Below are 24,501 nucleotides of genomic sequence, written 5' to 3' on the forward strand. Positions count from 1 at the left end.
CACCCGGTCCGGGCCTTCGTCGTTCGATCAGCGCTGCAGGCGTCAGTCGAGGTAGTCGCGCAGCACCTGCGACCGCGACGGGTGACGCAGCTTCGACATCGTCTTCGACTCGATCTGGCGGATCCGCTCGCGGGTCACGCCGTAGACCTTGCCGATCTCGTCGAGCGTCTTCGGCTGGCCGTCCGTGAGGCCGAACCGCATGGACACCACGCCGGCCTCGCGCTCCGACAGCGTGTCGAGCACCTGGTGCAGCTGCTCCTGGAGGAGCGTGAAGCTCACGGCGTCCGCGGGGACGACGGCCTCGGAGTCCTCGATGAGGTCACCGAACTCGCTGTCACCGTCCTCACCGAGCGGCGTGTGCAGCGAGATGGGCTCGCGACCGTACTTCTGGACCTCGACGACCTTCTCGGGGGTCATGTCGAGCTCCTTGGCGAGCTCCTCGGGCGTGGGCTCGCGGCCCAGGTCCTGGAGCATCTGCCGCTGGACGCGGGCCAGCTTGTTGATGACCTCGACCATGTGCACCGGGATGCGGATGGTGCGGGCCTGGTCGGCCATGGCGCGCGTGATCGCCTGACGGATCCACCACGTGGCGTACGTCGAGAACTTGTAGCCCTTGGTGTAGTCGAACTTCTCGACCGCGCGGATCAGACCGAGGTTGCCCTCCTGGATCAGGTCCAGGAACAGCATGCCGCGACCGGTGTAGCGCTTGGCCAGGGAGACGACGAGGCGCAGGTTGGCCTCGAGCAGGTGGTTCTTGGCCCGACGGCCGTCGTTCGCGATCCACTCGAGCTCGCGCTTGATCTTGGGCTCCATCGTGATGCCCGCGTTCAGCCGCTCCTCGGCGAACAGGCCCGCCTCGATGCGCTTGGCAAGGTCGACCTCCTGCTCGGCGTTCAGCAGCGCGACCTTGCCGATCTGCTTCAGGTAGTCCTTGACCGGGTCGGCCGTCGCGCCGGCCGTGACGACCTGCTGGGCCGGGGCGTCGTCGTCGTCCGCGTCGGAGTAGACGAAGCCGCTGTCCTCGCTCTCCTCCTCCTTGGCGGCGGGCTTCTTCTCGCCGTCCTCGGAGTCCTCGTCGTCCGACTCGGTGGCGTCCTCGACGACCTCGACGACGTCGACCGCCTCGACGACGACCTCCTCGATCGCCTCGATGTCCGGCTCGTCCCCGTCGACAACCTCGACCTCGTCCCCGACGGGGGCGGTCTTGGCACCGGCAGCCTTCGCGGCTGCCTTGGTCGCGGGCTTGGCCGCGGCGGTCTTGGGGGCCGCCTTCGTGCGGGTGGCCGGCTTGGCAGCGGCAGCGCCCTCGCCTGCGACGACGGCCTTGGCCGACGGGCGAGCCTTGGCGCTCGTCGCGGCGACGGCGCGGGCGGGGACCGCGGGCTCACGGACGCCGATGCCGGCGGTGGACAGGCCGCGGACGACAGCGCGCAGACGCTTGGCGTCCTGGACGTCCGCCTGCTCGCACGCGGCACGCAGCTCCTCGGCGCCGACGGAGCCGTGGGTGCGACCGCGCACGACAAGGTCCTGGAGGGCGGGGTGCTCGAACTCACGCGGAAGAGCGGGATGCGGGGTCTGGGACGACACGAACGACCTTTCGGCAGCGCGACACCCGGAACGGGGCCGGGAGGTAGATGGATATTGTACCGACCCTGAGGGCCGCTCGGCGCGATGACGGGCACCACAACACGGCCGTCCGGAACGATCTCGGACGGGTTCCTCCTGGTCAACGACCGGGGAGGGCGAGAGATTCCCGTGGTCGGAAGGGCCGGGACACGCGTGCCTGCAGGGCCCTCAGAGATCCGGCTTGACGGTGAGCACGGGGCACGGGGCGTCGAACAGCACGCGCTGGGCGTTGGCCCCGAGGATCAGCTTGCCGACCGGGCTCCGCCGGCGCAGCCCGAGGACCACCAGCTGGGCGCCGATCTCCTCCGCGGTCGCGATGAGGTCGTCGGCCACGTCGCCGCCCGTGAGCAGCCTCACCTCGTGGTCGACGTCGGCCGACGACAGCTGCGCCCGGACCCGGTCGAGCTCCGCCTCGATGGCGTTGCGCTGTTCCTCCGGAGCGTCCGGGCGCTCGCTCACCACGACCACGACGCGCGTATCGCGCTGGCGTGCCTCCTCGATCGCCGCCCCGAGGGCCGCCCGACCTTCCGGAGTGGCCAGATAGCCGACCACGATGCCCATCGGTCCCCCTCGTCGCACACACGTCCTTGTCTGCGTGACGCTACCCGAGCGGACGGGCTGCCACGACCTCACAGGCGGGATCCCGGCGCAGGTCAGTCGCCGTGCCTGACCCATCCGGGCGGTATCGCCGCGCGCAGGACGTCGTCGAGCAGCTCCGCGAGCCGGTGCTCGGCGTCGGCGTCGAGCGCGCCGTCGAGCAGCACGCGCGCCCGTGCGCCGTCACCGCGCCACCACGCCAGCAGCGCGAGCAGCGTCAGCGCGGGAGCCTGCTCCCCCGTCCTCCCGCGGGCGACCACTGCCTCGAGGACCTGCTCGTGCACGGACGTCGCGCGTTCCGGCGGGACCACGCCAACCCGGGGGTCCAGGATCAGGCCCATCGCCGCACCGACGGCGGCGTCGAGCTCCGCGGTCGGCTGGACGCTCCGCACGCAGCGCTCCGGCAGGTCGCCCGTCCCGGGGACGAGCGCGACGAGCACGCCGTCCCGGACGCGGCGGTCGGCCAGCCCTGCCTCGATCCGCCCCCACGGTGCTCCCCCGGACCCCGGACCGCCGGACTCGACGAGCCGGACGCCCGCACGCCAGGCGAGCAGCGAGTCCTCCCGCCACCGCGTCGCGGCGGTCACGCTCGTCACCACGGCCTGGTCCCGTCTGCTCTCCCAGCGCCGCCGGACGCGCGCCACGGATCGCCGTACCTCCGCGTTCTGCGCAGGGATCCGGGCGATGTCCTCCCGCGAGTCGGCCACCGCCGAGCCGGCCAGCACGAGCGTGGCGCCCACCTGCGTCGAGTCCAGGTCCCGCAGCGGTCGACCACCCGGCGGGCAGCAGTCGTCCGTGCAGTCGAGCGCCAGGTAGCCCTCCGGGGTGACCACCCAGACGAGGATCTCCCCCAGCGCCTCCGCGGCGGCCTCGGCGACGTGCTCGGCGGCCCGCTGTGCCGGGCCGTGCTCGCCGCGGGGGTCCCGGTCGGTGTAGAGCACGAGGACCCCGCGGCGGGCCGCGTCGCGACCGAGATGCGCGACGAGCGTCCGTGCGAGCAACGGCCCGTCGACCGGGTCCGCGAGGTGCGGCAGGTCCACGCGCATGACGACGCCGACCTCCCCTCGGGGCGGGCGCAGGCTGACGGCGACGGCACTGTCCCTCGGCCGGAACCCGAGGCGGTGCGGGACGAGCGCGAGGATCTCCCGAGGTTCGCTCACGCGGAGCGTCGTGGTCTGCATGGCGTCAGCCCACAGGACCGGCGGCATGCGGCGGCCGGGCACGGCGCGACCTGTGCACGCGGCCCGCGATCACGGGGCATGTGGGCGTCTCGGTGCGCGCCGGGCGGATAGCCTGTCGCGATGCCCCGTCCCGTGCTCATCCCAGCGCGCACCCGGTCCGGGCTCGCCTGCATCGCGGTGACACTGGTGCTCGGTGCGTCGACCGCCGCCTGCTCGACCAGCGGACCCGGTCAGGAGGCCACCAGCAGCGCGCGACCGGTGCTCACCCCCGTCCCGACGGAGACGCTCCTGCCCGACGGCGGCGGCGACGAGCACTCGGCGGTCGGCGAGCTGGCCGACGGCTTCCCCTCCGACGTCCTGCCCGTGCCCGAGGGGGCGCAGATGCTGCTCTCGTCCGCTGAGCCCGTAGCGGGTACGGACCTGACGGCGATCAGCCTCAACCTCCGGACCACCCAGGACGCGGCCGGTCTGCTCGCCGCCGTCCGGGGACCGCTGGTCGCAGCGGGCTTCGCCGAGGGCGCTCCGCCGGTCCCCGAGCCCGGGCTGGCCGTGCAGTCCACGTTCTCCCGGGGCGACGGCGCCGAGCTCGTCGTCGTCGGCATCCTCGACCGCGACGGCGAGCGGACCCTCACCCTCGGCGGTCGGATCCGCAGCACGGCGCCGTAGGCTGCCTGCGTGAGCCCCGCGACACGGTCCCTCGTCGACGTCGAAGACGTCCGGTCCCGCATCGACGAGCTGCTGGCGAGGCACGTCGCGCAGCTGCGCACGGTGCTCGCCGCGGCCAGCGACGACGCCGACGTCCTGGCGGACGCGGTGGCGCAGATGCTCAGCGGCGGCAAGCGGCTGCGCGCGGCCTTCTGCTACTGGTCGTGGCGCGCCCACGGCGGTCAGCCGGGCACCCCGGCCGCGGACGCCGTCCTGCGGGTCGGCGCAGCGCTGGAGCTCTTCCAGGCAGCCGCGCTCTTCCATGACGACGTCATGGACGACTCCGACACCCGGCGGGGCTTCCCGGCGGCGCACCGTGCCTTCGCCCAGCGGCACGGCGAGCAGGCCCTGACCGGAGACGCCGAGCGGTTCGGGATGTCGGCCGCGATCCTCCTGGGCGACCTCACGCTCATCGCCAGCGAGCAGGAGTTCGCCGGCGCCCTGGCGCTGCAGCCCGTCGGCCGGGCCGAGCGCGCGCGGGTGGTGTTCGACCTCATGCGCACCGAGGTCACCGTGGGGCAGTACCTCGACGTCCTCGCGCAGGCGATGCCGTGGGGCGACGACCCGGCCGGTGACGAGGTCCGGGCGCGTGAGGTCATCCGCGCCAAGGCGGCCCGCTACAGCGTGGAGCACCCGATCGTGCTGGGGGCCTCGCTCGCCGACGCGAGCGAGGACGACCTCGAGGCGTGCCGCGCGCTCGGGCTGCCGCTCGGCGAGGCGTTCCAGCTGCGGGACGACCTGCTGGGGGTGTTCGGCGACCCGCGCTCGACGGGAAAGCCCGCCGGGGACGACCTGCGCGAAGGGAAGCGGACCATCCTGACGGCGCGAGCGGTGGCCCGTGCGCGAGCCCGTGGCGACGACGCCACGGTGCACCTGCTGCGCGACCGGCTCGGCGACCGCGCCCTGAGCGAGGCCGACGTGACCGTCCTCGCCGACGCCATCGCGGGGACGGGCGCCCCCGACGACGTCGAGCTGCTGATCGCCGACCTCGCCGGGCGGGCCTTCACCCTCATGGACGCGCGCCCGTGGGTGGACCCGGCGCGTAGCCAGCTGATCGCGCTGGCGCACGCGGCGGTCGACCGGCACGCCTGAGCCGGCCGGGGCCGGCTCGGCCCGGTCGCAGGCCGGCCCCGGCCGGACCGTCAGAGCTCGGCGGCCGCCAGGCGACGGATCTCGGTCTTGCGTCCCGCCCGCAACGCGTCGATCGGAGTGCCCGGCAGCGAGTCGTCGGGCGTGAAGAGCCACGCGATCGCCGCCTCGTCGCTGAACCCGGCGTCCGACAGCACCGTCAGGGTGCCCTGCAACGAGGCAAGGACCGTCCACGGCTGACCGGCCTCGGGCTGCGTCGGCTGGGCGGGGTTGGCCAGGTGTCCGGGGACGAGGAACGCCGCCGGGATGGAGAAGACGCGGGGATCGCCACGGCGGGCACCGATGATCCGGCGCTCCTGCACGATCCGACGCACCTTGGAGGCGTCGAGGCCGAGCCGGTCGGCAACGTCGGGCACTGTGAGCCACTCGTCGACCAGGCGGTCGAGGGCTTCTGCGGAATCGTTCACCCGACAAGAGTACGCATCTCCGAATTACATCACCGCAATTCGCCCGCGCGCTTTCCCCTGCGTCTGTATTCGGATACGTTCGCATTCTGTCACACCAGTCACACAGGCACCATCCGTTCACTTACGTAACATGAGGTAGGACCATGACGCAGCACGCCACCGCCCGCCGCGTCGCCACCGGAACCGGGGCGACGCTCGCGCTGGCCGTCATCGGCGTGACCGCGACGGGGGGCGCGGCCTACGCCGACGACTCCTACACGGTCCGCAAGGGCGACACCGTCAGCCACATCGCGGCGCGCAGCGGAAGCACCGTCGCCGCCATCACCCGCGCCAACGCGCTCGGCGACGCCGCGCGCATCCGGGTCGGGCAGGTGCTGACCATCCCGTCGTCCTCCACGCCGGACCGGCCGCCCGCCGCGCCCGCCCCGACCGCGGGCTCGTACACCGTCGTCTCCGGGGACACCGTCAGCCACATCGCCGCCAAGCTGGGCACGTCGGTCCCGGCCATCGTCGCCGCCAACGGCCTGGACGCCCGCGCGTTCATCCGCGTCGGCCAGACGCTGAACGTGCCCGGTGCCTCGACCCCCGCAGCTCCCGCTCCGGCGGCCGCCCCGCAGACGGCAGGCTCGAGCTCCTACACCGTGCGCCCCGGCGACACGGTCTCCGCCATCGCCACCCGGCACGGCACCACCGTCACCGCGGTCGTCGCAGCCAACGGGCTGGGCTCCCGGGCGTTGATCCGGATCGGCCAGACCCTGACGATCCCTGCTGCGGCTGCGGCTGCGGCTGCGGTCGCGCCCGCAGCGCCGGCAGCCGCCTCGGTGGGCAACACGTTCGCCGGACGCACCTACGCCGACTCGGTCGTGGCCGCCGCCAACGCGAACCTCGCCACGCTGCGCGCCTCCGCGACGCCGTCGAAGGCGGACATGCAGGCGAAGATCGCCGCGACGGCGCGCGCGATGGGCGTCGACCCCGCGCTCGCGCAGGCCGTGGCCTTCCAGGAGTCGGGCTTCAACCACGCCGTCGTCTCCCCCGCCAACGCGATCGGTGCCATGCAGGTGATCCCGACGTCCGGCCAGTGGGCGTCGGACCTCGTGGGCCGCCAGCTCAACCTGGTGAACCCGGACGACAACGTCACCGCGGGCGTCGCCATCCTGCGGTCCCTCGTCGGCACCGCCCCCGACCTGCCGACCGCGATCGCGGGGTACTACCAGGGCGCGTCCTCGGTGAAGAAGAACGGGATGTTCGCGGACACCCGGCGCTACGTCGCCAACGTCCAGACGCACATGACGCGCTTCCGCTGAGGCCCTGCCTGCGGCGATCGAGCGGGTCCCGACCGTAGACTCCCAGCCGTGGGAGCCACCATCACCGATCCGTTCGTCGGCCGTCTGGTCGACAGCCGGTACGAGGTCGTGTCCCGCATCGCCCGCGGGGGCATGGCGACCGTGTACCTGGCTGTCGACCGCCGCCTCGACCGTGACGTCGCCCTGAAGGTCATGCACCCGCACCTCGCGGAGGGCACGTCCGGCTCGGACTTCGTCGCCCGCTTCCGACGCGAGGCCCGCACGGCGGCCCGGCTCACCCACCCGGGCCTCGTCGGCGTGTACGACCAGGGCGTCGACGGCGAGACCAGCTATCTGACGATGGAGTACATCGACGGGATCAACCTGCGGCGCCACATCGGCGAACGCGGTGCCCTGACCGTCGACGACGCGCTGCGCATCGGCGAGCGAGTGCTGGACGCGCTCGCGGCCGCGCACCGCGTGGGGCTCGTGCACCGCGACATCAAGCCCGAGAACGTCCTGCTCGCCACGGACGGCCGCGTGAAGCTCGCGGACTTCGGCCTGGCGCGCGCGGTCACCGAGGTCACGTCGACGACCACCGGGACGGTTCTGGGCACGGTCGCCTACCTGGCGCCCGAGCTGGTCGTGCGCGGGGTCAGCGATGCGCGCACGGACGTCTACGCCTGCGGGATCCTGCTGTTCGAGATGCTCACCGGTCGTCAGCCCTTCACCGGTGAGACGCCGATCCAGGTCGCCTTCCAGCACGTCAACAACGACGTGCCGGCACCGTCCGAGCTCGTCGACTGGCTGCCCATCGAGATCGACGACGCGGTGCGCGCGCTGGCTGCGCGGGACCCCGACGACCGTCCGGTGGACGCCGCTGCCGCCCTCACGCTGCTGCGCCGAACCCGCGCAGCGCTCGACGAGGACACCCTGGCGCGCCACGCCGACGTCCCGCCGTCCATCGTGCTGCCCAGCGCCACCGACCCCGACGAGACCGAGCTGGACACGGGATCGACGACCGCCGACGACGGCGGTGCCCCCGACACCGACGCCGCGCCGCGCGACCCCGACGAGACCACCCGCATCGACACCGGCGACGGGCGCGGGACGACCGTGGCCCTGCCGATCGGTCTCGGCGTGCGCCCCGCTCTGGCTACGAGCGAACCCGCCGAGCCCGAGCGTTCCCGTCGGACGCGCTGGATCATCGCCCTGGCCGTCCTGGCCGCGCTCCTCGGCGGCGGAGTCTGGTGGTACCTGCAGCAGGGCCCCGGGGCGTACACCACCGTCCCGACGATCATCGGGCAGGACGCGACCGAGGCCACAGCCATCCTCGAACGGGCGGGGCTCGGAGCAGACCCGACGTCCGCGTTCGACGCCGAGGCCCCGATCAACACCGTGTTCGCGACCGATCCCGCCCAGGGCGACCGGATCCGCAAGGACGGCACCGTCTCGTTCACCGTCTCCAAGGGTCCCGACTACGTGCCCGTCCCGGAGGGCGTCGTCGGGGAGCTGCAGGCCGCGGCCGAGGCCGCGCTGACCGCAGCCGGCCTGGAGGCGCAGTACACCGAGCCCGACTTCAGCGACACCGTGGCGAACGGCCACATCATCAGCGCGACGCTCCCCGACGGCTCCCCCGCCGAGCCCGGCGTGCAGGCGATCCGGGGCATGGAGGTGACGCTCACCGTCTCGAGCGGACGCGCGCCCGTCACCATCACCTCCGTCGTGGGCATGTCGGTCGACGACGCGACCGGCCAGCTCGAGGCCGACGCGCTCACGCTCGCTCCGACTGAGGTCTTCAGCGACACGGTCGCCGCCGGCCTGATCATCGACCAGAGCCCTGCGGCCGGTGCCAAGGGCCACCGGGGCGACACCATCGCGGTCAACGTGTCCAAGGGCCCGGAGATGCTGGCGCTGCCCAGCACCTACGGCCAGAACGTCAAGAACGCGACCGCCGCGCTCGAGGCCGCCGGGTTCGTCGTGAAGGTCGAGCACCCGCAGGGGATCTCACCGCTGAACATCGTGTACTCGCAGAAGCCCGAGGGCGGCGACGGGAAGACGGCCCCCAAGGGCAGCACCATCACGATCTACGTCTTCTGACACCCGTCCTCCCAGAGCACGAACGCCCGGCCCCGACCGACGTCGGGACCGGGCGTTCGCGTGGAGGCCTCAGGAAGCGGCGCGGAGCAGCTCGACCACCTGGAACGCCATCTCGAGCGACTGCTGGTGGTTCAGGCGCGGGTCCACCAGCGTCTCGTACCGTCGCGCCAGCCCCTCGTCGTCGATCTCCTCGCTGCCACCCAGCACCTCGGTCACGTCGTCACCCGTGAGCTCGATGTGCAGGCCGCCCGGAACGGTGCCGAGCCCGCGGTGGACCTCGAAGAACCCGGCCACCTCGTCCATGACGTCGGAGAACCGGCGGGTCTTGTAGCCGGACGCCGAGGTCAACCCGTTGCCGTGCATCGGGTCGCACACCCACGTCACCGGTCGACCGTCGGCGGTCACCTTCTCCACGAGCGCGGGCAGCAGGTCACGGACCTTGCCCGCACCCATGCGCGTGATGAAGGTGATGCGGCCTGCCTCGCCCTGCGGGTTGAGCTTGTCGATGAGCGCCAGGGCGTCGTCCCCCGTGCTCGTCGGGCCCAGCTTGATGCCCAACGGGTTCTGCACGCGGGAGAAGTAGTCGACGTGCGCACCACCGAGCTGGCGGGTGCGCTCCCCGATCCAGACGAAGTGCGCCGAGCAGTCGTACGGCAGGCCCGTGCGCGAGTCGATCCGCGTCAGCGGACGCTCGTAGTCGAGCAGGAGACCCTCGTGGCTGGAGAAGAAGTCGACCGACCGCAGCGCGTCAAAATCGGCGCCACAGGCCGCCATGAAGCGGATCGCCCGGTCGATCTCCGCCGCGATCTCCTCGTACCGCGCGTACGACGGGTTCGCCATGAAGCCGCGGTTCCACTCGTGCACGCGCAGGAGGGACGCGAACCCGCCCGTGGTGAACGCGCGGATCAGGTTCAGCGTCGACGCCGACGTGTGGTACGCCTCGAGCAGCCGCTGCGGGTCCGGCGTGCGGGCCTCGGCCGTGAACTCGTGGTCGTTGATGATGTCGCCACGGAAGGCGGGCAGCGTGACGCCGTCCCGGGTCTCCGTGTCGGAGCTGCGGGGCTTGGCGTACTGACCGGCCATCCGGCCCATCTTGATGACGGGCAGGCTGGCGCCGTACGTGAGCACCACGGCCATCTGCAGGATCGTCTTGATCTTGTTGCGGATGTTGTCCGCGGTGGCGGTGCTGAACGTCTCGGCGCAGTCGCCGCCCTGCAGCAGGAACGCCTCGCCCCGGCCGGCCGCTGCCAGCTGGGCGCGAAGGTGGTCGGCCTCCCCCGCGAAGACGAGCGGCGGGAGGGTGGACAGGCGCGACGTCACTGCCTCCAGTGCCGCCGCGTCGGGCCAGTGGGGCTGCTGGAGCGCGCCCATCGACCGCCAGGCGTCCAGCCCTGCGACGACCTGCGGGTCGGCCTCGATGCTCACGAGTGGCTCGCCGGGACCAGTGGCTGACCGATGTCCTCGAGCAGCGCACCGAACCACGGCTGGGAGACGTCGAACGCCTTGCCACCGGCGATCCGGGGGAACTCGATGGCACGCAGCACGTCGCCCTGCTCCTCGTCGTGACCGATGACGCCGGACTCGCCGCGCAGGGCGCACTCCACGGCCAGGTCGGTCATCGACTTGATGAGCCGCAGGTCCTCGGGGTTCGCCGCCGCGGCGCGCGAGTAGTAGCCCGACTTCTGCACCATGACCTTCTCGGCGTCGAGCTTCTCCGCGAACTGCTTCGCGAACCACTGCCCCGGGTTGATCGTGTCGAGACGCACGTGCCCGAAGGCGTCCCGCAGCACCTCGGTCCCGGAGGCCTCGAGCTGCTCGACGATCTCGTGCATCCCGGCGCCCTCGGACAGGAAGATGTTGACGTTGCCCTGCTCGTCCATGATCGTCTTGAGCCGCGCGGCCTCGGCGTCGATGTCGAGCGCGAGCTCCGGCAGGAAGACGGCGTGGATGTCCCAGCGCTCGCGCGTCAGGCCGATGCCCGGGACCCACTCCTGGGCGTCGAGCCACTTGCGGTAGTCGGCGGCCGCGGCGGCGGTGAGCCACCCGCAGTGCCGGCCCATGACCTCGTGCACGATGAGCATGCGCGGGCCGGAGCGGTGCTCGCCGATGATGTTCGCCGCGAACCCGGCGGCCTCCTCGGCCGCGGTCCAGGCACCCAGCGACTGCTTGATGGGCACCACGTCGTTGTCGATCGTCTTGGGCAGGCCGACGACGGTGAGCTCGTAGCCGTTGTCGTGCAGGTAGGCGGCGAGGTCGGCGGCGGTCGTGTTCGTGTCGTCGCCACCGATGGTGTGCAGCACGTCCACGCCGTCGGCCTTGAGGCGCTCGGCCGCGACCTGCAGCGGGTCCTCACCCTCCTGCACCAGGCCACGCTTGACGCAGTCCTTGGCGTTGGTGAGCTTGACGCGCGAGTTGCCGATGGGCGAGCCGCCGAACTTGTGCAGGATCCCGGCCTTGGCCCGGGTCTCGTCGTCGATGACGATCTTGTCCCCGCGCAGCAGCCCGTAGTACCCGTGCTCGTACGCGATGATCTCGATGTCGGGAGCGATCTCCGTGTACCGCTCGATGAGCCCGCCGACGGCGGACGACAGGCACGGGGCGAAGCCACCTGCGGTCAGGAGGGCGACGCGACGAACCGACATGAGACTCACCTCTCGTAGACAACCTTCGGTGCGCACGTGGAACGGCGCCCCGCCGAGCCGGCCTCAGGCCGACCGCGTCATCCTACTGACGTCGGGGACCCGTCCTCGGGCGGTACCGGCACCTGGACGTCCGGGACCGGCCGTCCGCCCGGCGCGGCGGGCAGGTGGTCGGTGCCGTCGCCCGCGACCGCGGGGTGCCCGGTGGCGATCCGCGCCTTCTGCGTCGCCGCGTAGACGTCGACGTACTCCTGGCCGGACAGGCTCATGATCGCGTACATGATCTCGTCGGTGACCGACCGCAGGATGAACCGGTCGTTCTCCATGCCGCGGTACCGGCTGAAGTCCAGCGGCTCGCCGATGACGACGCCGATCCGCATGACCTTGGGGATCCGGCGGCCCAGGGGCTGAGCCTCGTCGGTGCCCACCATCGCCACCGGGATGACGGGGGCGCCGGACTCGAGCGCCAGCCGTGCGATCCCGGTCTTGCCGCGGTACAGCCGCCCGTCGGGGCTGCGGGTGCCCTCCGGGTAGATGCCGAACAGGCCGCCGTCGGCCAGCCTGCGCAGACCCGTGCGCAACGCGGCCTCGCTGGCCTTGCCGCCCCCGCGGTCGACAGGGATGGTGCCGACGCCGCGCATGAAGCCCGCCGTGAGCCGGCCCTTGATCCCGGCGCCGGTGAAGTACTCCTGCTTGCCGATGAACACGATGTCCCGGTCGAGGACCAGCGGCAGGAAGAACGAGTCGATCACCGCGAGGTGGTTGCTCGCCAGGATGGCGGCTCCCTCCGTCGGCACGTTCTCGGCACCGCGCACCCACGGCCGGTAGACCAGGTGCAGCAGCGGGCCCACGAACACCCGCTTCATCAACCAGTAGAACAACGGTTCACCTCTCGACCCGACCTACGGACTGTCCGTCCACCCGAGCCCGGTGCTGGCACCCGGCGATCCCCTGCTGTGGCCGGGAGCCGAGCATGTACCGCCCCGACTGCTCGGTCCGACTCTAGAGTGCTCCTATGGCACCTCGCCCCGACGACCCCGACGACGGCGTCCCGCCGACGGGTGCGGACGTCCCGCCGTCCTCGTCCGGCGAGCCGCCGGAGCCGCCTGATCACGGCGCACCGCCCCCGCCCACGGACGACGAGGTGTGGGCGGCGATCGTCGCGGATCTCGCCGAGCTCGACGGGTCTGCACCCTCCCCGAAGCCGGTCGACCCCTCGACGACCGACGCGCCGGCGACCGGTCTGTCGTTCCCGGTCGCCCCGTGGCTCGCCGACCGGCGCGTCGTGCGACCGGCCGAGGAGCAGTCGACCCGACCGGAGCTCAGCGGGCGTGACTGGGACGGCACCTCCCAGATCGACGACGCCGAGGCCTCGGTCGACGCGGACGAGCACTTCGTGCCCCCGGACCCCGGACCCGTCCTCGGCGGCGACCCGCTGCTGACGATGGCGTGGTGCGCGGCCGCGGGTGTGCCGATCTTCCTGCTCGTGGTCCTGGTGGCCTGGCGGGACGCGCCCGTCGTGCTCGTGCAGGTGGCGGCGGCCCTGTTCGTCATCGGCGTCGGGGTGCTGGTGTGGCGGATGCCGCACCGCCGCGACCCGGACGACGACGACACCGGCGCGGTGGTCTGAGCGGTCTGGTCGGGCGCTGTCGTCCGAACGGCGCGGGCGGCTCCGGGCGTCACCCGTCAGCGACGTGCGAGGTCGGCGGCGCCGACCATGCCGGCGTCGTTGCGCATCGACGCCACGACGATCGCTGCCTCCGGCCGGTGTCCCCGTCCGGAGAGCTGCTCGTCGAACGCCTTGCGGGCCGGCGCCAGGAGCAGGTCGCCGGCGTCGGCCACGCCTCCACCGACGACGATGAGCGCCGGGTCGAGCAGGGCGGTCGCCGATGCGGCACCCTCGCCCAGCCAGCGTCCGAGCTCCGCGAGAAGCTCGACGGCGAGCGGGTCGCCCTCCTGCGCCGCCTGGGTCACATGAGGGCCGGTCAGCTTGGTGACCTCGTCGCCCGCGAGCTCGAGCAGCCGCGCGGCGCGCTCGGGCTGGATGATGAGCGTCGCCTGGGCGTCACGGACCAGGGCGCTGCCCGAGGCGTACTGCTCCCAGCAGCCCTCGTGCCCGCAGCCGCAGTAGTGCCCGCCGGGGACCACGCGCATGTGGCCGATCTCGGCCGCGACCCCCCAGGCGCCGCGCACGAGGGTGCCGTTGGACACGATCGCGCCACCCAGTCCGGTGCCGACGGTCAGCATGAGCATGTCGTCGACGTCACGTGCGGCCCCGAACTGGAACTCGGCCCAGCCGGCCGCGTTGGCGTCGTTCTCCACGACGATCATGACGTCGTCCTGCAGGATCGCCTGCACCCGCTGGCGCAGCGGGTAGTCGCGCCACGCGATGTTCGGCGCGAAGAGCACGGACGACCGGTCCGCCGACACGAACCCGGCCGCGGCCACGCCCACGGCACCGACCTCGTACGAACCGCTGAGCTCGAGGTAGACCTCGGCGATCGCCTGGTCGATGCCCGCGACGTCGTCGGGCGACGTGTCGCGGCGCGTCTTGGCAAGGATCGTGCCGTCCTCGTCGACGACCCCCGCCGCGATCTTCGTCCCGCCGATGTCCACACCGATGGCGTGCATGTTCGTGTGTGCTCCTACGCGCTCGTACCGTGCTCGCTACCGTCCGGTGCGGGCTCCCACGCTATCCGTACGTGCGCCCCGCGGGGGCCGCACGGCCCTGGACCACCGCCATCTGTCCGCCGCAGAGCGTACCCATTCGGGTGGTGCCCTCATCGGGCCGGACGTCCCGTATCCTCGGGGCACATTCGCCCCCCTGTCACTGGAGCCAGCATGGACGAGTTCCACATCCCGTTGCGCGTCGAGGTCGACGCCTCGAAGAACCTCAACGACCTGCTCGCGGAGCGTGTCGGTAGCACACCCGACGGCATCCTCATCGAGCACAAGACCCAGCAGGACGGGCCGTGGATCCCCCTGACGGCACGTGAGTTCGACGCCGAGATCGTCGCCGCCGCGAAGGGCCTCGTGTCGCGCGGGGTCCAACCCGGCGACCGGGTCGGCATCATGTCGCGCACCCGGTACGAGTGGTCACTTCTGGACTGGGCCGTCTGGGCCGCCGGAGCCGTCCCCGTGCCGCTGTACGAGACGTCGTCGGCCGAGCAGGTCCTGTGGATCCTCACCGACGCGGACGTCTCGCTCCTCGTGGTGGAGTCCGCCGCGCACGCCGCCCTCGTGGAGGAGGTCCGCGCCGAGGCCCCCGGCCTGCGCGAGGTCCTGGTCATCGACGAGGGTGCGATCGACGCGATCGTGACGAGCGGGGCCGAGGTGAGCGACGACGAGATCGCGCGTCGCCGCAACCTCGCGTCGCTCGCCGACCTGGCCACCGTCATCTACACCTCGGGGACGACCGGTCGTCCGAAGGGTGTGGAGCTCACGCACGGCAACTTCTACGAGCTGACCGTCAACGCGGTCGCGGACCTGCACGAGGTCTTCCAGGAGCCCGGCGCTCGCACCCTGCTGTTCATGCCGCTGGCGCACGTGTTCGCCAGGTTCATCGAGGTGCTCTGCATCCCCGCCGGCGCCGTGCTGGGCCACAGCCCCAGCACCGTGACTCTGCTCGACGACCTCGGCTCCTTCCGGCCGACGTTCATCCTCGCGGTCCCGCGCGTCTTCGAGAAGGTCTACAACTCGGCCGAGCAGAAGGCGGCGGCGTCCGGCAAGGGCGCGATCTTCCAGCGGGCCGCCAAGACCTCGATCGTCTACTCCCGAGCCCTCGACGACCCGCGCGGGCCGAGCCTGTGGCTGCGGGTGCAGCACAAGGTGGCGGACGCGCTCGTGCTGCACAAGCTGCGCAACGCCCTGGGTGGCCAGGCGCGGTGGGCCGTCTCGGGCGGCGCCCCCCTCGGGGAGCGCCTCGGCCACTTCTACCGGGGCCTGGGCCTCAACGTTCTCGAGGGCTACGGGCTGACCGAGACCACCGCCCCCGCGACGGTGAACCGACCCGGTCGGGGCACCAAGATCGGCAGCGTCGGGCTGCCGCTGCCCGGCAGCGGGGTCCGTATCGCGGCGGACGGGGAGGTCGAGCTCAAGGGCATCCAGGTGTTCCGTGGCTACCACAACAACGAGGCTGCGACCGCCGAGGCCATGCACGACGGCTGGTTCCGGACCGGTGACCTCGGCGCCCTCGACGAGCAGGGGTACCTGCGGATCACCGGGCGCAAGAAGGAGATCATCGTCACGGCCGGCGGCAAGAACGTCGCGCCCGCCGTGCTCGAGGACCGCATCCGTGCCCACCCCCTGATCAGCCAGGTCGTCGTCGTCGGTGATCACCGGCCCTTCATCGGGGCGTTGATCACGCTCGACCCCGAGGGCGTGCCCGGGTGGCTCTCCGCCCACGGCAAGCCGCCGATGACGCTCGAGGCCGCAGCCAAGGACGCCGACGTCCTGGCGTCGCTGGACAAGGCGGTCGAGAAGGCGAACCGGGCCGTGTCGCGGGCCGAGTCGGTGCGCAAGTACCGGATCCTCGACACGGACCTGACCATCGCGAACGGCTACCTCACGCCGAAACTCAGCATCCGGCGCAACGAGGTGCTCAAGGACTACGCGGGCGAGATCGACGCGCTCTACGACGGACCCGCGCAGGACTGACGGCTCACACCGCACGCAGACGCAGGGGCGGGACGAGACCCGACGCCGCGAGCACGCCGATGGCGTGCTGCTCCGCGGCGTCGAGCTCGACCGCCCCTGCGGCGTTCCCGGCCACCCGGACCGGTACCTCCTGCGGGGTGGCGCGGCGCACCGGGATGGTCAGGAACGTCACGACGCAGTCGGCACACGCGGCGCCGCGCTCCGTGCAGGTGTCGCAGTCGATGATCATGCCGCGGACGCTAGCGACGACCACCGACACGGTGAGTCACAGGCGCTGCAGGCGCGCGACCAGCGTGCTGGACGGTACGACCCACGCGCCGGCCGCCTCCACGTCGCGGACCACCTCCTGGTCGCTGGTGACGACGACGAGGACGCGCCCCGGTGGCTCGGCGTGGACCAGCCGCCTGATCAGGTCGTCCGCGATCTCGCCGGCGGTGAACAGGACGCGGACGCCGCGCGCAGACCCCCCGGGCGCCTGCTGCGGCCCGTCCTGCCCGTCGAAGCAGCAGGTGATCTCGGCGCCCGTGCGGGCCCCCAGCGCGGCGAGGCCGTCGACCAGGCGACGACGCTGGTCCGCCAGCGAGAGCCCGGAGTACCCGGACTTCGACACGTTGTAGCCGTCGACCACCAGGTGCGCCCAGGGCTGACGGAGGAGCTCGTCGAGCAGCTCGGGGTCGTCGACCGAACGCCCACGCGATCCGGGTCGCGGCACAGCCCGATCCACGGTCGGGCTGACCAGGTCGGCCGGCAGGTCCGCGACCGGTGGCAGAGCCAGCTCCGAGCGCAGCCCGCTCGCCGCGTCGACGATCGTGTCGAGCAGCAGACGCACCCGCGTGTCGGCGAGCTTGCGGGCCGCACGCATCTCGGCACGGGCCGCCGTCCGCTCCGCCTGCGCCGACCGCCGCTCGTCCCGGGCCTGCCGCAGCTCGTCGGCCGCGCGGGACTGGGCGGCCTGGGCTGCGTCCAGCGCGACGCGGGCCTCCTCGGCGACCCGTCGCCCCTCGCTGCGCGCGCGGTCGGCGTCCGAGCGCAACCTGCGCAGCTCGCGCTGCAGCGCCGTGAGCTCCTCCTGCGCGGACCGCGCCTCCTCGCGCGCCGTGGCCGCGTCCGACCGGAGCCGCTCCGCGTCGGCCTGAGCCCGTTCGAGCCTCGCCCGGGCCTGTCCCCCGTCGTCGACGACCGGTACCGGCAACAGGTCCCGCCACCCCGGGTTGCCCAGGAGCCAGGCGCCCGTCGCGGCACCCACCGAGGGCGCCGCGGGCTCGGGCGAGTCCGGCGCCACCCCGGCGGCGAGCTCCGGGTTCGTCTGCGCCCACACCCGCGCGACGCGCGCCCGGAAGGCGTCGTCCTGCAGTGCCGCCCACAGCGGTCCCGCACCTGCGCTCGCACGACGGCGCGGGGCGAACCGGTGCACGGCACGCAGGGCGGGCGGCACCTCGGTCGGCTCGGCGGCGCCCAGGACATCCGCCGCGAGCTGGACCAGGGCAGCCTTCACCGCCGTCGGCACCGCCCCGGCGTCCTCGCCGGTCACCTCCGCAGCGTTCATGCCCAGCACCCTAGGCTGCCCGGGACGTGCGACGGCCCGGCGGCCACCCTCGCGGGCGACCGCCGGGCCGGCGACGCGACGTCAGGGCGTCGTCGCACCCAGGACGTAGGAACCGGAACCGGAGTACGCCAGGACGACGTACCGGTAGGTGCCGGCCGTGCCGGAGTACGTGATCGCCTCGTTCGCCGAGGCCGTCGTGCCCTGCGCCACGGTCGACCAGGTCGAGCCGCTCCGCTTCTGCAGGTACAGGTCGAAGTCGGCGCCCGACGGGCCCGCGAGGCAGAGCCGGATGGTCCCGCTGCGCGACACGGTCACCGAGCCGCCGGACGGCTGCGCGACGGCCGCACCGGAGCTGAGGGTGCCCTGGTAGCTGCTCGCGTAGCCGGAGCAGGCCGTCGTCGGTGGCGGCGTGGTTCCTCCACCGCCCGTGATCAGCGTCAGCCCGTACGCGGACAGGATCTCGTTGACCGGCTGGAAGTAGGTGGTGCCCCCCGAGGAGCAGTTCCCGGACCCGCCGGACGTCACACCCTGGGCCTGGTTGCCTGCGATGAGCGAGCCGCCCGAGTCACCCGGCTCGGCGCACACGTTCGTGCGGATCAACCCGCTGACCGTCCCCTGCGCGTACGTGACGCTCGCTCCTCGGGACTGGATCGTCCCGCAGCGCCAGCCGGTGGTCGAACCCGAGCGGCAGACCGCGGCACCGACGGCCGCATCGGTCGAGCCGGCGACGGACACGCGGGTGCCGTCGTAGCGGTTGACCGCGCCGACCGGCGTGTTGCCCGACGCGGCGGCGACCCACGCGTAGTCGTTGCCGGGGAAGCTCGACCCGCGGAACGTCCCGCTCGGCGACGCGGTCGTCGCACCGACCCTCCCGCAGTGCCCCGCGGAGACGAAACCGCCGGTCACGGCGAAGCCGACCGAGCACCGCGAGGTGCCGCCGATCGTGTACGCGTTCCCGCCGACGATGTCGATGAAGGTCCTGGGCGCCTCCTCGGTCGCCTCGAACGTCACCGAGCCGGCCGGCACGCCGGCCCGCGCCACCAGGTCCTGCGCCGCCGCCTCGCCACCCGGCCGCACGGAGACCACGACGGAGTTGGTGGTGACGTCGACGTACCAGCTGGGAACCTGGTCGGGAGCGTCCAGCCGCGCCGCGTCGAGCGACGCCTGCCACTGCTCGAGCTCCGCCAGCGTGTGGTCGACCACGACCGCCCTGGCACCCGCCGCCCGGACGGCGGCCGCAGCGGTGCCGTCGGCGACCCCGACGTACATCACGTTCTTCGTCGGGTCGACCCACGCCCCCGCGTAGGTCGCACCGAGCCGTTGCGCGAGGTCGTCGCGGATGCTCGAGGCCCGCGCCTGGAACGTCAGTCGGGAGCCCGCGTCGGAGCGGCTGATGCCGAGGTCGCGTTCCAGGGCACGCGCGATGCCGGGGTCCACCTTCGGCGCGATGCCGAGCTGGTCCGGTCGGACCGATCCCGGGTCGGACGGCGCCGCCGTCGATCCCAGCGCCATCGGTCCCGCCAGGAGCGCGCCGGCGGCACACGCCGTCACCGCGACCCTCCAGGTGTGTCGGGTCATGTCAGTCGTCCTCTCAGTCGGTCACCTCGGCTTCCACGTCAGTCACGCTACTCGTGACAACGGTCAGAAAACAGATCACTGTCGCATTTCATCGGGCCGGACGAGCAGGGGCCCGCGGGCGTCCGTCAGGTCGTGGACGCACCCCTGTGATGCGACGCACCGCCGCGGGAACCGGGGTTGTCGGTGGCCGTGGGTAGCGTCGCCACCATGCCCCCGGCCCGCCGCCTACGCCCCGTCTGGGCCGACGCCTCCATCGACCCCGCCGCTCGCCCGGTACAGCTCACGCTCGACCAGCTCGGCACGCCGCTGTCCGACGTCACGTTCGTCGTCGTCGACCTTGAGACCACCGGGGGGACGCCCGCCGACTGCGCGATCACCGAGATCGGCGCCGTCAAGGTGCGCGGGGGCGAGGTGCTGGGCGAGTTCCAGACGCTCGTCGACCCCGGCGGCCCCGTCCCGCCGTTCATCCAGGTCCTCACGGGCATCACCACGACGATGCTGATCGGCGCCCCACCGATCGAGCGGGTCCTGCCGAGCTTCCTGGAGTTCTCGCGCGGTGCCGTGCTCGTGGCGCACAACGCCCCCTTCGACGTCGGCTTCCTCAAGGCGGCGGCGGCCCGCACCGGACACGCCTGGCCGGGCAACCAGGTGGTGGACACCGTCCGGCTCGCTCGCCGTGTCGTCACCCGGGACGAGGCGCCGAACCACAAGCTGTCCACGCTCGCCGCGCTGTTCGGCACCACCGTGACGCCGAACCACCGGGCCCTGTCCGACGCGCAGGCGACGGTCGACGTGCTGCACGCGCTCCTCTCGCGGCTCGCCCCCCTCGGCGTCACGCACCTCGAGGACCTGGCGACCGCGACCGACCCGGTGCCCGAGGACGTGCGCCGCAAGCGCACGCTCGCGGACGGCCTGCCCGACTGTCCCGGCGTCTACCTCTTTCGCGGGCCCGGGGAGGAGGTGCTGTACGTCGGAACCTCCACCACGTCCCTGCGCCAGCGCGTCCGGTCGTACTTCACCTCGGCGGAGAAGCGCAGCCGGATGGTCGAGATGGTGCGTGTCGCGCACCGCGTCGACCCGGTGCCGTGCGCCACGCCACTCGAGGCGCGCGTCCGTGAGCTGCGCCTGATCGCCGCGCACTCCCCCCGGTACAACCGCCGGTCCCGGTTCCCCGAGCGCATGCCGTGGGTCCGCCTCACATCGGAGCCGTACCCGAGGCTGTCGGTCGTGCGCGAGGTGAAGGACGAGGACGGTGCCACCTACATCGGCCCGTTCTCGTCGTCGTCCTCGGCGCAGCTGGCGGTGGATGCCCTGCACGAGGCCTTCCCGATCCGGCAGTGCACCCGCCGGCTCCCGCTGCTCGCCGCCGCGGGCGCGTCGGCGTGCGTCCTGGCGGGGATGGGCAAGTGCGGTGCCCCGTGCACCGGCCACCAGGACGCGTCCGGCTACGCGACGGTCGTCGAGCGCGTCCGGCACGCGATGCTCGCGGACGCCAGACCGGTCGTGGAGGCGCACGCTGACCGGATCTCGTCGCTGGTGGCACAGGAACGCTTCGAGGAGGCCGCGACCGTCCGTGACCGGCTGGGCGGCTTCCTGCGCGGTGCCGCGCGCGCCCAGCGGTTCGCTCCCCTCGCGTCGAACGCGGAGCTGGTCGCCGCACGACGGTCGGACGACGGGGGCTGGGAGCTCGTGCTCGTCCGCTACGGGCGGCTGGCCGGGACCGCGCGGGTCGACCGGCGGACCGACCCCCTGCCGGCGATCGACACGCTCCGGGCCACCGGCGAACGCGTGGAGCCCGCAGTCGCGCCCGCCACCGCCGCGCACCCGGAGGAGACCGACCTGATCCTGGCGTGGCTGGACAAGCCCGGTGTGCGGCTCGTCGCGGTGGACATGCCGTGGGCGTGCCCGGTGCGCTCCGCCGAGTCGCTGGGCGACCCGGCGGCGGCCGTCGCCACCGTGGTGCGACCCCGACTCGCCACGGCCGAGGACGGCCGCGTCGTCCAGCTCGTGCCCGCCTCGGACGGAGCCGACGGTGAGCGCGAGCTCGACGTGGCCGAGGCGCGCCCGGTCACCATGGACCTCGACGACGCGCGGGTCATCCCCCTGCGCATCCGCCCGCCGCGCACGGCATGATGACGAGCATGCTGACTGCCATCGTGCTCATCGACGCGGACGCCGCCAAGATCCCGGAGGTCGCCGCGGCGATCGCCGACCTCGCGGGCGTCAGCGAGGTCTACTCGGTCACCGGGGAGGTGGACCTGATCGCGATGGTCCGCGTCCGCGAGCACGACGATCTCGCCGACGTCATCGCCGACAAGGTGAGCAAGATCGACGGCGTCATCCGCACGCAGACCTACATCGCGTTCCGCACGTACTCGCAGCACGACCTGGAACAGGCGTTCGCCCTCGGGTTGGAGGACTGAGCCGGAGCGCAGCGGAGTGTGAGGGGCGCGGAGCGTCATTCGCACGGAGCGGAGCGCAGGCTCAGGCCGACCACAAGCACAGGGACTGACGGCGACCCACGCGCGAACGCGACCACGTCACTCCCACCGAGCGGAGCGCAGGCTCAGGGACTGAGCCCCACCCCTCAGGCGGCGCTCGCCGCTCGCCAGCGAGCCAGGACCTCTGCCGCGGCCCCGCTGTCCAGCGATGCGCGCGCGTGCTCGCTCCCGGCGGCGAACCTCTCGACGAGGCTCCCGCCCGAGGTCCCCGGCAACGTGCCGTCGGCCACCAGAGCCGCCGCGGTGTTCAGCACCACGGTCTCGCGCACGGGACCGGCCTCGCCGTCAAGCAGCCGCCGGGCGACGTCGGCGTTGTAGTCCGCCTTCTCGCCCCGCAAAGACTCCAGCTGCACCCGGCCGACGCCGAGCTCGGCCTCCCAGTCGATGACCGACTCGGTGACCCGGCCGTCCCGGACCTCCCAGAGACGCGTCGGACCGGTCGGTGCGATCTCGTCGAGCCCGTCCTCGCCACGGAAAACCATCGCGCTGGCACCGCGCCGGGCGAGGACGCCCGCCATGAGGGGCGCCATCCGTGCATCGGCGACCCCGATCGCGGCGGACCGCGGCTGGGCGGGGTTGGTGAGCGGCCCGAGGAAGTTGAAGGCGGTGCCGATCCCCAGCTCGGTGCGCGCGGCGGCGGTGTGCCGGAACGAGGGGTGGAACACCTGCGCGAAGCAGAAGGTGATGCCCACCTCGGTGGCCAGCTCGGCGACGCGAGCCGGCGAGTGGTCGAGCCGGATGCCGAGTGACTCCAGCACGTCGGCGGACCCGGACGAGGAAGAGGCGGCACGGTTCCCGTGCTTGACGACGGTGATTCCGGCGCCGGCGACCACGAGGGCCGACATCGTCGAGATGTTGACCGTGTGCGAGCGGTCGCCCCCCGTGCCGACGATGTCCAGCGTCCGGCCGGGGACCTCGATCCGCACGGCGTGCGCGAGCATCGTGTCGGCCAGCGCCGTGAGCTCGGCGACCGACTCGCCCTTCGTCTTCAGCCCGACGAGGAACGCCGCCACCTTGGGCGTGGACGCCGCCCCGGTCATGATCTCCGACATCGCCCAGGACGTCTGCTCGGGGCTGAGGTCACGCCGCGCCGCGAGCGTGGCGAAGAGGTCGGGCCAGGCCGGCGTCGCGGGGGCGTCGGTCATCGGGTGACGGCGGGCGTCTCGATGATCGCCGCGACGGCGTCGTGGAGCACGACCGGGTCCAGCGGACGGCTCACGACGGCGTCGGCGTTCGACCACGAGGCGAGCCAGGCGTCCTGCGGTCGACCGGTGAGGACCATGGTCGGGGGGCAGCGGTAGATCTCGTCCTTGAGCTGGCGCGCGAGCCCCATGCCGCCGACCTTGTCCGCCTCGCCGTCGAGGATGAGCAGGTCCAGCCCGCCGGCCTCGACGCGGGTGATCACGGCGGGGCCGGTGGCGACCTCGACCCACTCGATGTCGGGGGCGCCGCGGCGGAGCCGGCGACCGACTGCGAGCCGCACCTGCTGGCGGACGTCCACGTCGTCGCTGTACAGGAGGATCCGCGGCCCGGGGGTGGCGGATGCGTGGTCGGTCTGCACCGTGCTCATGAAAAGAGGTCCTCACTCGTCGTCGACGTGCTCCTGGGGGATTCTGGCACGCCTCGTCCCGCCTGCGTGAGGCGGCCGGGGCACGTGTCTGCGCGGCGCCTAGCAGACCGGGAGCGACGCGCCGGATCCGGCGGCGTCACGGCGAGGCGTGCGCGGACCGCGAGCGGCCGCAGAACCGCGTGATCTCCTGGTCCGGTCTCGCCGGGACGCCCCGGATCATGACGATGTGACATTTACCTGCGGTATGCCGGGGGGCCTAACGTCCCATGCGCGGGTGTCATCAGCCATAATGGCGATTGTGTCGACCGCAACGGCTGCCCCGCGCACCAGCCCCCACGTGAGTGTCAACCGACCGAACCCCGTGTCGGTGGGGACGATCGTCTGGCTGGCCAGCGAGCTCATGTTCTTCGCTGGCCTCTTCGCCATGTACTTCACGCTGCGAGGAGCAGCGCCGGAGTCGTGGGCGGAGAACACCCCCAAGCTGAACATCACCTTCGCGGCGATCAACACCACGGTGCTGGTCCTGTCGTCGGTGACGTGCCAGATGGGCGTGTGGGCCGCCGAGCGGTTCCAGCCGGTACGCACGGGCTCGCTGCTCCAGGTGAACCGCTGGGGCATGAACGAGTGGATGTCGCTGACGTACCTCATGGGCGCGTTCTTCATCGGCGGCCAGATCTTCGAGTACGCCGAGCTGGTGCACCAGGGTCTGACCATCTCCTCGAGCCCCTACGGCTCGGTCTTCTACCTGACGACCGGCTTCCACGGCCTGCACGTGGTCGGTGGCCTGATCGCCTTCCTGGCGCTGCTCGGTCGCTCCTTCAGCGCCAAGCGTTTCGGCCACCACGAGGCCACGACCGCGATCGTGACGTCGTACTACTGGCACTTCGTCGACGTCGTGTGGATCGCGCTCTTCGCCGTGATCTACCTCCTGAAGTAGAGACGGCGGGCGCCTTCGCCCATCGA

General features: G+C 72.6%; 22 protein-coding genes. 9 read left to right on the forward strand and 13 right to left on the reverse strand.

Going from position 1 to position 24,501, the window contains the following annotated elements; translation table 11 throughout:
- Positions 1–42: 42 nt before the first annotated feature.
- From KG102_RS10220 to KG102_RS10230, 3 genes are all read right to left on the reverse strand, one after another.
- Positions 43–1,587, reverse strand: a complete 1,545-nt coding sequence (locus KG102_RS10220) for an RNA polymerase sigma factor (RefSeq protein ID WP_249667278.1) — start codon at positions 1,585–1,587, stop codon at positions 43–45.
- A gap of 207 nt (positions 1,588–1,794) precedes the next feature.
- A complete protein-coding gene (locus KG102_RS10225) occupies positions 1,795–2,187 on the reverse strand; it encodes a universal stress protein (protein ID WP_208289062.1) in 393 nt (130 codons plus the stop codon).
- A gap of 92 nt (positions 2,188–2,279) precedes the next feature.
- A complete protein-coding gene (locus KG102_RS10230; RefSeq protein WP_208289061.1) occupies positions 2,280–3,404 on the reverse strand; it encodes a DUF4192 domain-containing protein in 1,125 nt (374 codons plus the stop codon).
- 120 nt (positions 3,405–3,524) lie between these two features.
- On the opposite strand from KG102_RS10230, the gene KG102_RS10235 reads away from it, so the two are divergent.
- Together KG102_RS10235 and KG102_RS10240 are read left to right on the forward strand one after the other, a co-directional pair.
- On the forward strand, positions 3,525–4,070 hold the full coding sequence (locus KG102_RS10235; RefSeq protein ID WP_243884231.1) for a hypothetical protein: 546 nt from the start codon (positions 3,525–3,527) through the stop codon (positions 4,068–4,070).
- Positions 4,071–4,079: 9 nt separating this feature from the next.
- Entirely contained in the window at positions 4,080–5,201 is a 1,122-nt protein-coding gene (locus tag KG102_RS10240; protein WP_208214416.1) for a polyprenyl synthetase family protein, read from the forward strand.
- 50 nt (positions 5,202–5,251) lie between these two features.
- On the opposite strand, the gene KG102_RS10245 is transcribed toward KG102_RS10240, so the two are convergent.
- A complete protein-coding gene (locus KG102_RS10245; protein WP_208214417.1) occupies positions 5,252–5,665 on the reverse strand; it encodes an Rv2175c family DNA-binding protein in 414 nt (137 codons plus the stop codon).
- A gap of 143 nt (positions 5,666–5,808) precedes the next feature.
- Here KG102_RS10245 and KG102_RS10250 point away from each other — a divergent pair, with 143 nt between their 5' ends.
- Both KG102_RS10250 and pknB read left to right on the forward strand, forming a co-directional pair.
- On the forward strand, positions 5,809–6,969 hold the full coding sequence (locus KG102_RS10250) for a LysM peptidoglycan-binding domain-containing protein (RefSeq protein ID WP_208289060.1): 1,161 nt from the start codon (positions 5,809–5,811) through the stop codon (positions 6,967–6,969).
- Between the two features lie 48 nt (positions 6,970–7,017).
- Positions 7,018–9,048: a Stk1 family PASTA domain-containing Ser/Thr kinase gene (pknB, locus tag KG102_RS10255; RefSeq protein WP_208289059.1), complete on the forward strand. Its 2,031-nt coding sequence runs from the start codon at positions 7,018–7,020 to the stop codon at positions 9,046–9,048.
- A 69-nt stretch (positions 9,049–9,117) separates the two neighbouring features.
- On the opposite strand, the gene KG102_RS10260 is transcribed toward pknB, so the two are convergent.
- The 3 genes from KG102_RS10260 to KG102_RS10270 form a co-directional block, all read right to left on the reverse strand.
- Positions 9,118–10,473 carry a class II 3-deoxy-7-phosphoheptulonate synthase gene (locus tag KG102_RS10260; RefSeq protein ID WP_208289058.1) on the reverse strand — a complete coding sequence of 452 codons (1,356 nt, stop codon included), beginning with the start codon at positions 10,471–10,473 and terminating at the stop codon, positions 9,118–9,120.
- Positions 10,470–11,690 (reverse strand): pyrophosphate--fructose-6-phosphate 1-phosphotransferase, encoded by a 1,221-nt coding sequence (locus tag KG102_RS10265; protein ID WP_208214421.1) that lies wholly within the window; start codon positions 11,688–11,690, stop codon positions 10,470–10,472. The genes KG102_RS10260 and KG102_RS10265 overlap by 4 nt, the downstream gene beginning before the upstream one ends.
- Before the next feature lie 77 nt (positions 11,691–11,767).
- The gene (locus KG102_RS10270) at positions 11,768–12,568 is read right to left on the reverse strand and encodes a lysophospholipid acyltransferase family protein (RefSeq protein ID WP_243884230.1); all 801 of its coding nucleotides are present in this window, start codon (positions 12,566–12,568) and stop codon (positions 11,768–11,770) included.
- A 134-nt stretch (positions 12,569–12,702) separates the two neighbouring features.
- On the opposite strand from KG102_RS10270, the gene KG102_RS10275 reads away from it, so the two are divergent.
- On the forward strand, positions 12,703–13,317 hold the full coding sequence (locus tag KG102_RS10275; protein ID WP_208214422.1) for a hypothetical protein: 615 nt from the start codon (positions 12,703–12,705) through the stop codon (positions 13,315–13,317).
- Between the two features lie 56 nt (positions 13,318–13,373).
- Here the strand turns inward: KG102_RS10275 and KG102_RS10280 are convergent, their stop codons facing one another.
- A complete protein-coding gene (locus tag KG102_RS10280) occupies positions 13,374–14,318 on the reverse strand; it encodes an ROK family glucokinase (protein WP_208214423.1) in 945 nt (314 codons plus the stop codon).
- Between the two features lie 210 nt (positions 14,319–14,528).
- Between KG102_RS10280 and KG102_RS10285 the strand changes: the two genes are divergently transcribed.
- On the forward strand, positions 14,529–16,343 hold the full coding sequence (locus tag KG102_RS10285) for an AMP-dependent synthetase/ligase (protein ID WP_208214424.1): 1,815 nt from the start codon (positions 14,529–14,531) through the stop codon (positions 16,341–16,343).
- 4 nt (positions 16,344–16,347) lie between these two features.
- On the opposite strand, the gene KG102_RS10290 is transcribed toward KG102_RS10285, so the two are convergent.
- From KG102_RS10290 to KG102_RS10300, 3 genes are all read right to left on the reverse strand, one after another.
- Positions 16,348–16,572: a hypothetical protein gene (locus tag KG102_RS10290; protein ID WP_208214425.1), complete on the reverse strand. Its 225-nt coding sequence runs from the start codon at positions 16,570–16,572 to the stop codon at positions 16,348–16,350.
- 36 nt (positions 16,573–16,608) lie between these two features.
- A complete protein-coding gene (locus tag KG102_RS10295) occupies positions 16,609–17,889 on the reverse strand; it encodes an NYN domain-containing protein (RefSeq protein WP_208214426.1) in 1,281 nt (426 codons plus the stop codon).
- Between the two features lie 81 nt (positions 17,890–17,970).
- Positions 17,971–19,467: a S1 family peptidase gene (locus tag KG102_RS10300; protein ID WP_208289057.1), complete on the reverse strand. Its 1,497-nt coding sequence runs from the start codon at positions 19,465–19,467 to the stop codon at positions 17,971–17,973.
- 207 nt (positions 19,468–19,674) lie between these two features.
- On the opposite strand from KG102_RS10300, the gene KG102_RS10305 reads away from it, so the two are divergent.
- Together KG102_RS10305 and KG102_RS10310 are read left to right on the forward strand one after the other, a co-directional pair.
- Positions 19,675–21,600, forward strand: coding sequence for a DEDD exonuclease domain-containing protein (locus KG102_RS10305; RefSeq protein WP_208289056.1), 1,926 nt, complete (start codon positions 19,675–19,677; stop codon positions 21,598–21,600).
- An 8-nt stretch (positions 21,601–21,608) separates the two neighbouring features.
- Positions 21,609–21,890, forward strand: a complete 282-nt coding sequence (locus KG102_RS10310) for an Lrp/AsnC family transcriptional regulator (RefSeq protein WP_208214429.1) — start codon at positions 21,609–21,611, stop codon at positions 21,888–21,890.
- Between the two features lie 164 nt (positions 21,891–22,054).
- Here the strand turns inward: KG102_RS10310 and trpD are convergent, their stop codons facing one another.
- Both trpD and KG102_RS10320 read right to left on the reverse strand, forming a co-directional pair.
- On the reverse strand, positions 22,055–23,113 hold the full coding sequence (gene trpD, locus KG102_RS10315; protein WP_208214430.1) for an anthranilate phosphoribosyltransferase: 1,059 nt from the start codon (positions 23,111–23,113) through the stop codon (positions 22,055–22,057).
- Positions 23,110–23,538, reverse strand: coding sequence for a response regulator transcription factor (locus KG102_RS10320; protein ID WP_208214431.1), 429 nt, complete (start codon positions 23,536–23,538; stop codon positions 23,110–23,112). The genes trpD and KG102_RS10320 overlap by 4 nt, the downstream gene beginning before the upstream one ends.
- A 289-nt stretch (positions 23,539–23,827) precedes the next feature.
- Between KG102_RS10320 and ctaE the strand changes: the two genes are divergently transcribed.
- A complete protein-coding gene (gene ctaE / locus KG102_RS10325; protein WP_208214432.1) occupies positions 23,828–24,475 on the forward strand; it encodes an aa3-type cytochrome oxidase subunit III in 648 nt (215 codons plus the stop codon).
- Positions 24,476–24,501 lie beyond the last annotated feature (26 nt).

Origin of the sequence: Cellulomonas fengjieae (assembly GCF_018388465.1) — a bacterium.
Classification (GTDB): Bacteria; Actinomycetota; Actinomycetes; order Actinomycetales; family Cellulomonadaceae; genus Cellulomonas; species Cellulomonas fengjieae.

Coding starts and splice junctions, on each gene's coding strand:
- KG102_RS10250 (WP_208289060.1), top strand. CDS start 5,809: ATGACGCAGCACGCCACCGCCCGCCGCGTCGCCACCGGAACCGGGGCG.
- KG102_RS10275 (WP_208214422.1), top strand. CDS start 12,703: ATGGCACCTCGCCCCGACGACCCCGACGACGGCGTCCCGCCGACGGGT.
- KG102_RS10285 (WP_208214424.1), top strand. CDS start 14,529: ATGGACGAGTTCCACATCCCGTTGCGCGTCGAGGTCGACGCCTCGAAG.
- KG102_RS10295 (WP_208214426.1), bottom strand. CDS start 17,889: ATGAACGCTGCGGAGGTGACCGGCGAGGACGCCGGGGCGGTGCCGACG.
- ctaE (WP_208214432.1), top strand. CDS start 23,828: ATGGCGATTGTGTCGACCGCAACGGCTGCCCCGCGCACCAGCCCCCAC.
- KG102_RS10320 (WP_208214431.1), bottom strand. CDS start 23,538: ATGAGCACGGTGCAGACCGACCACGCATCCGCCACCCCCGGGCCGCGG.
- KG102_RS10290 (WP_208214425.1), bottom strand. CDS start 16,572: ATGATCATCGACTGCGACACCTGCACGGAGCGCGGCGCCGCGTGTGCC.
- KG102_RS10230 (WP_208289061.1), bottom strand. CDS start 3,404: ATGCAGACCACGACGCTCCGCGTGAGCGAACCTCGGGAGATCCTCGCG.
- KG102_RS10310 (WP_208214429.1), top strand. CDS start 21,609: ATGCTGACTGCCATCGTGCTCATCGACGCGGACGCCGCCAAGATCCCG.
- KG102_RS10280 (WP_208214423.1), bottom strand. CDS start 14,318: ATGCACGCCATCGGTGTGGACATCGGCGGGACGAAGATCGCGGCGGGG.
- trpD (WP_208214430.1), bottom strand. CDS start 23,113: ATGACCGACGCCCCCGCGACGCCGGCCTGGCCCGACCTCTTCGCCACG.
- KG102_RS10300 (WP_208289057.1), bottom strand. CDS start 19,467: ATGACCCGACACACCTGGAGGGTCGCGGTGACGGCGTGTGCCGCCGGC.
- KG102_RS10235 (WP_243884231.1), top strand. CDS start 3,525: ATGCCCCGTCCCGTGCTCATCCCAGCGCGCACCCGGTCCGGGCTCGCC.
- KG102_RS10265 (WP_208214421.1), bottom strand. CDS start 11,690: ATGTCGGTTCGTCGCGTCGCCCTCCTGACCGCAGGTGGCTTCGCCCCG.
- KG102_RS10225 (WP_208289062.1), bottom strand. CDS start 2,187: ATGGGCATCGTGGTCGGCTATCTGGCCACTCCGGAAGGTCGGGCGGCC.
- KG102_RS10305 (WP_208289056.1), top strand. CDS start 19,675: ATGCCCCCGGCCCGCCGCCTACGCCCCGTCTGGGCCGACGCCTCCATC.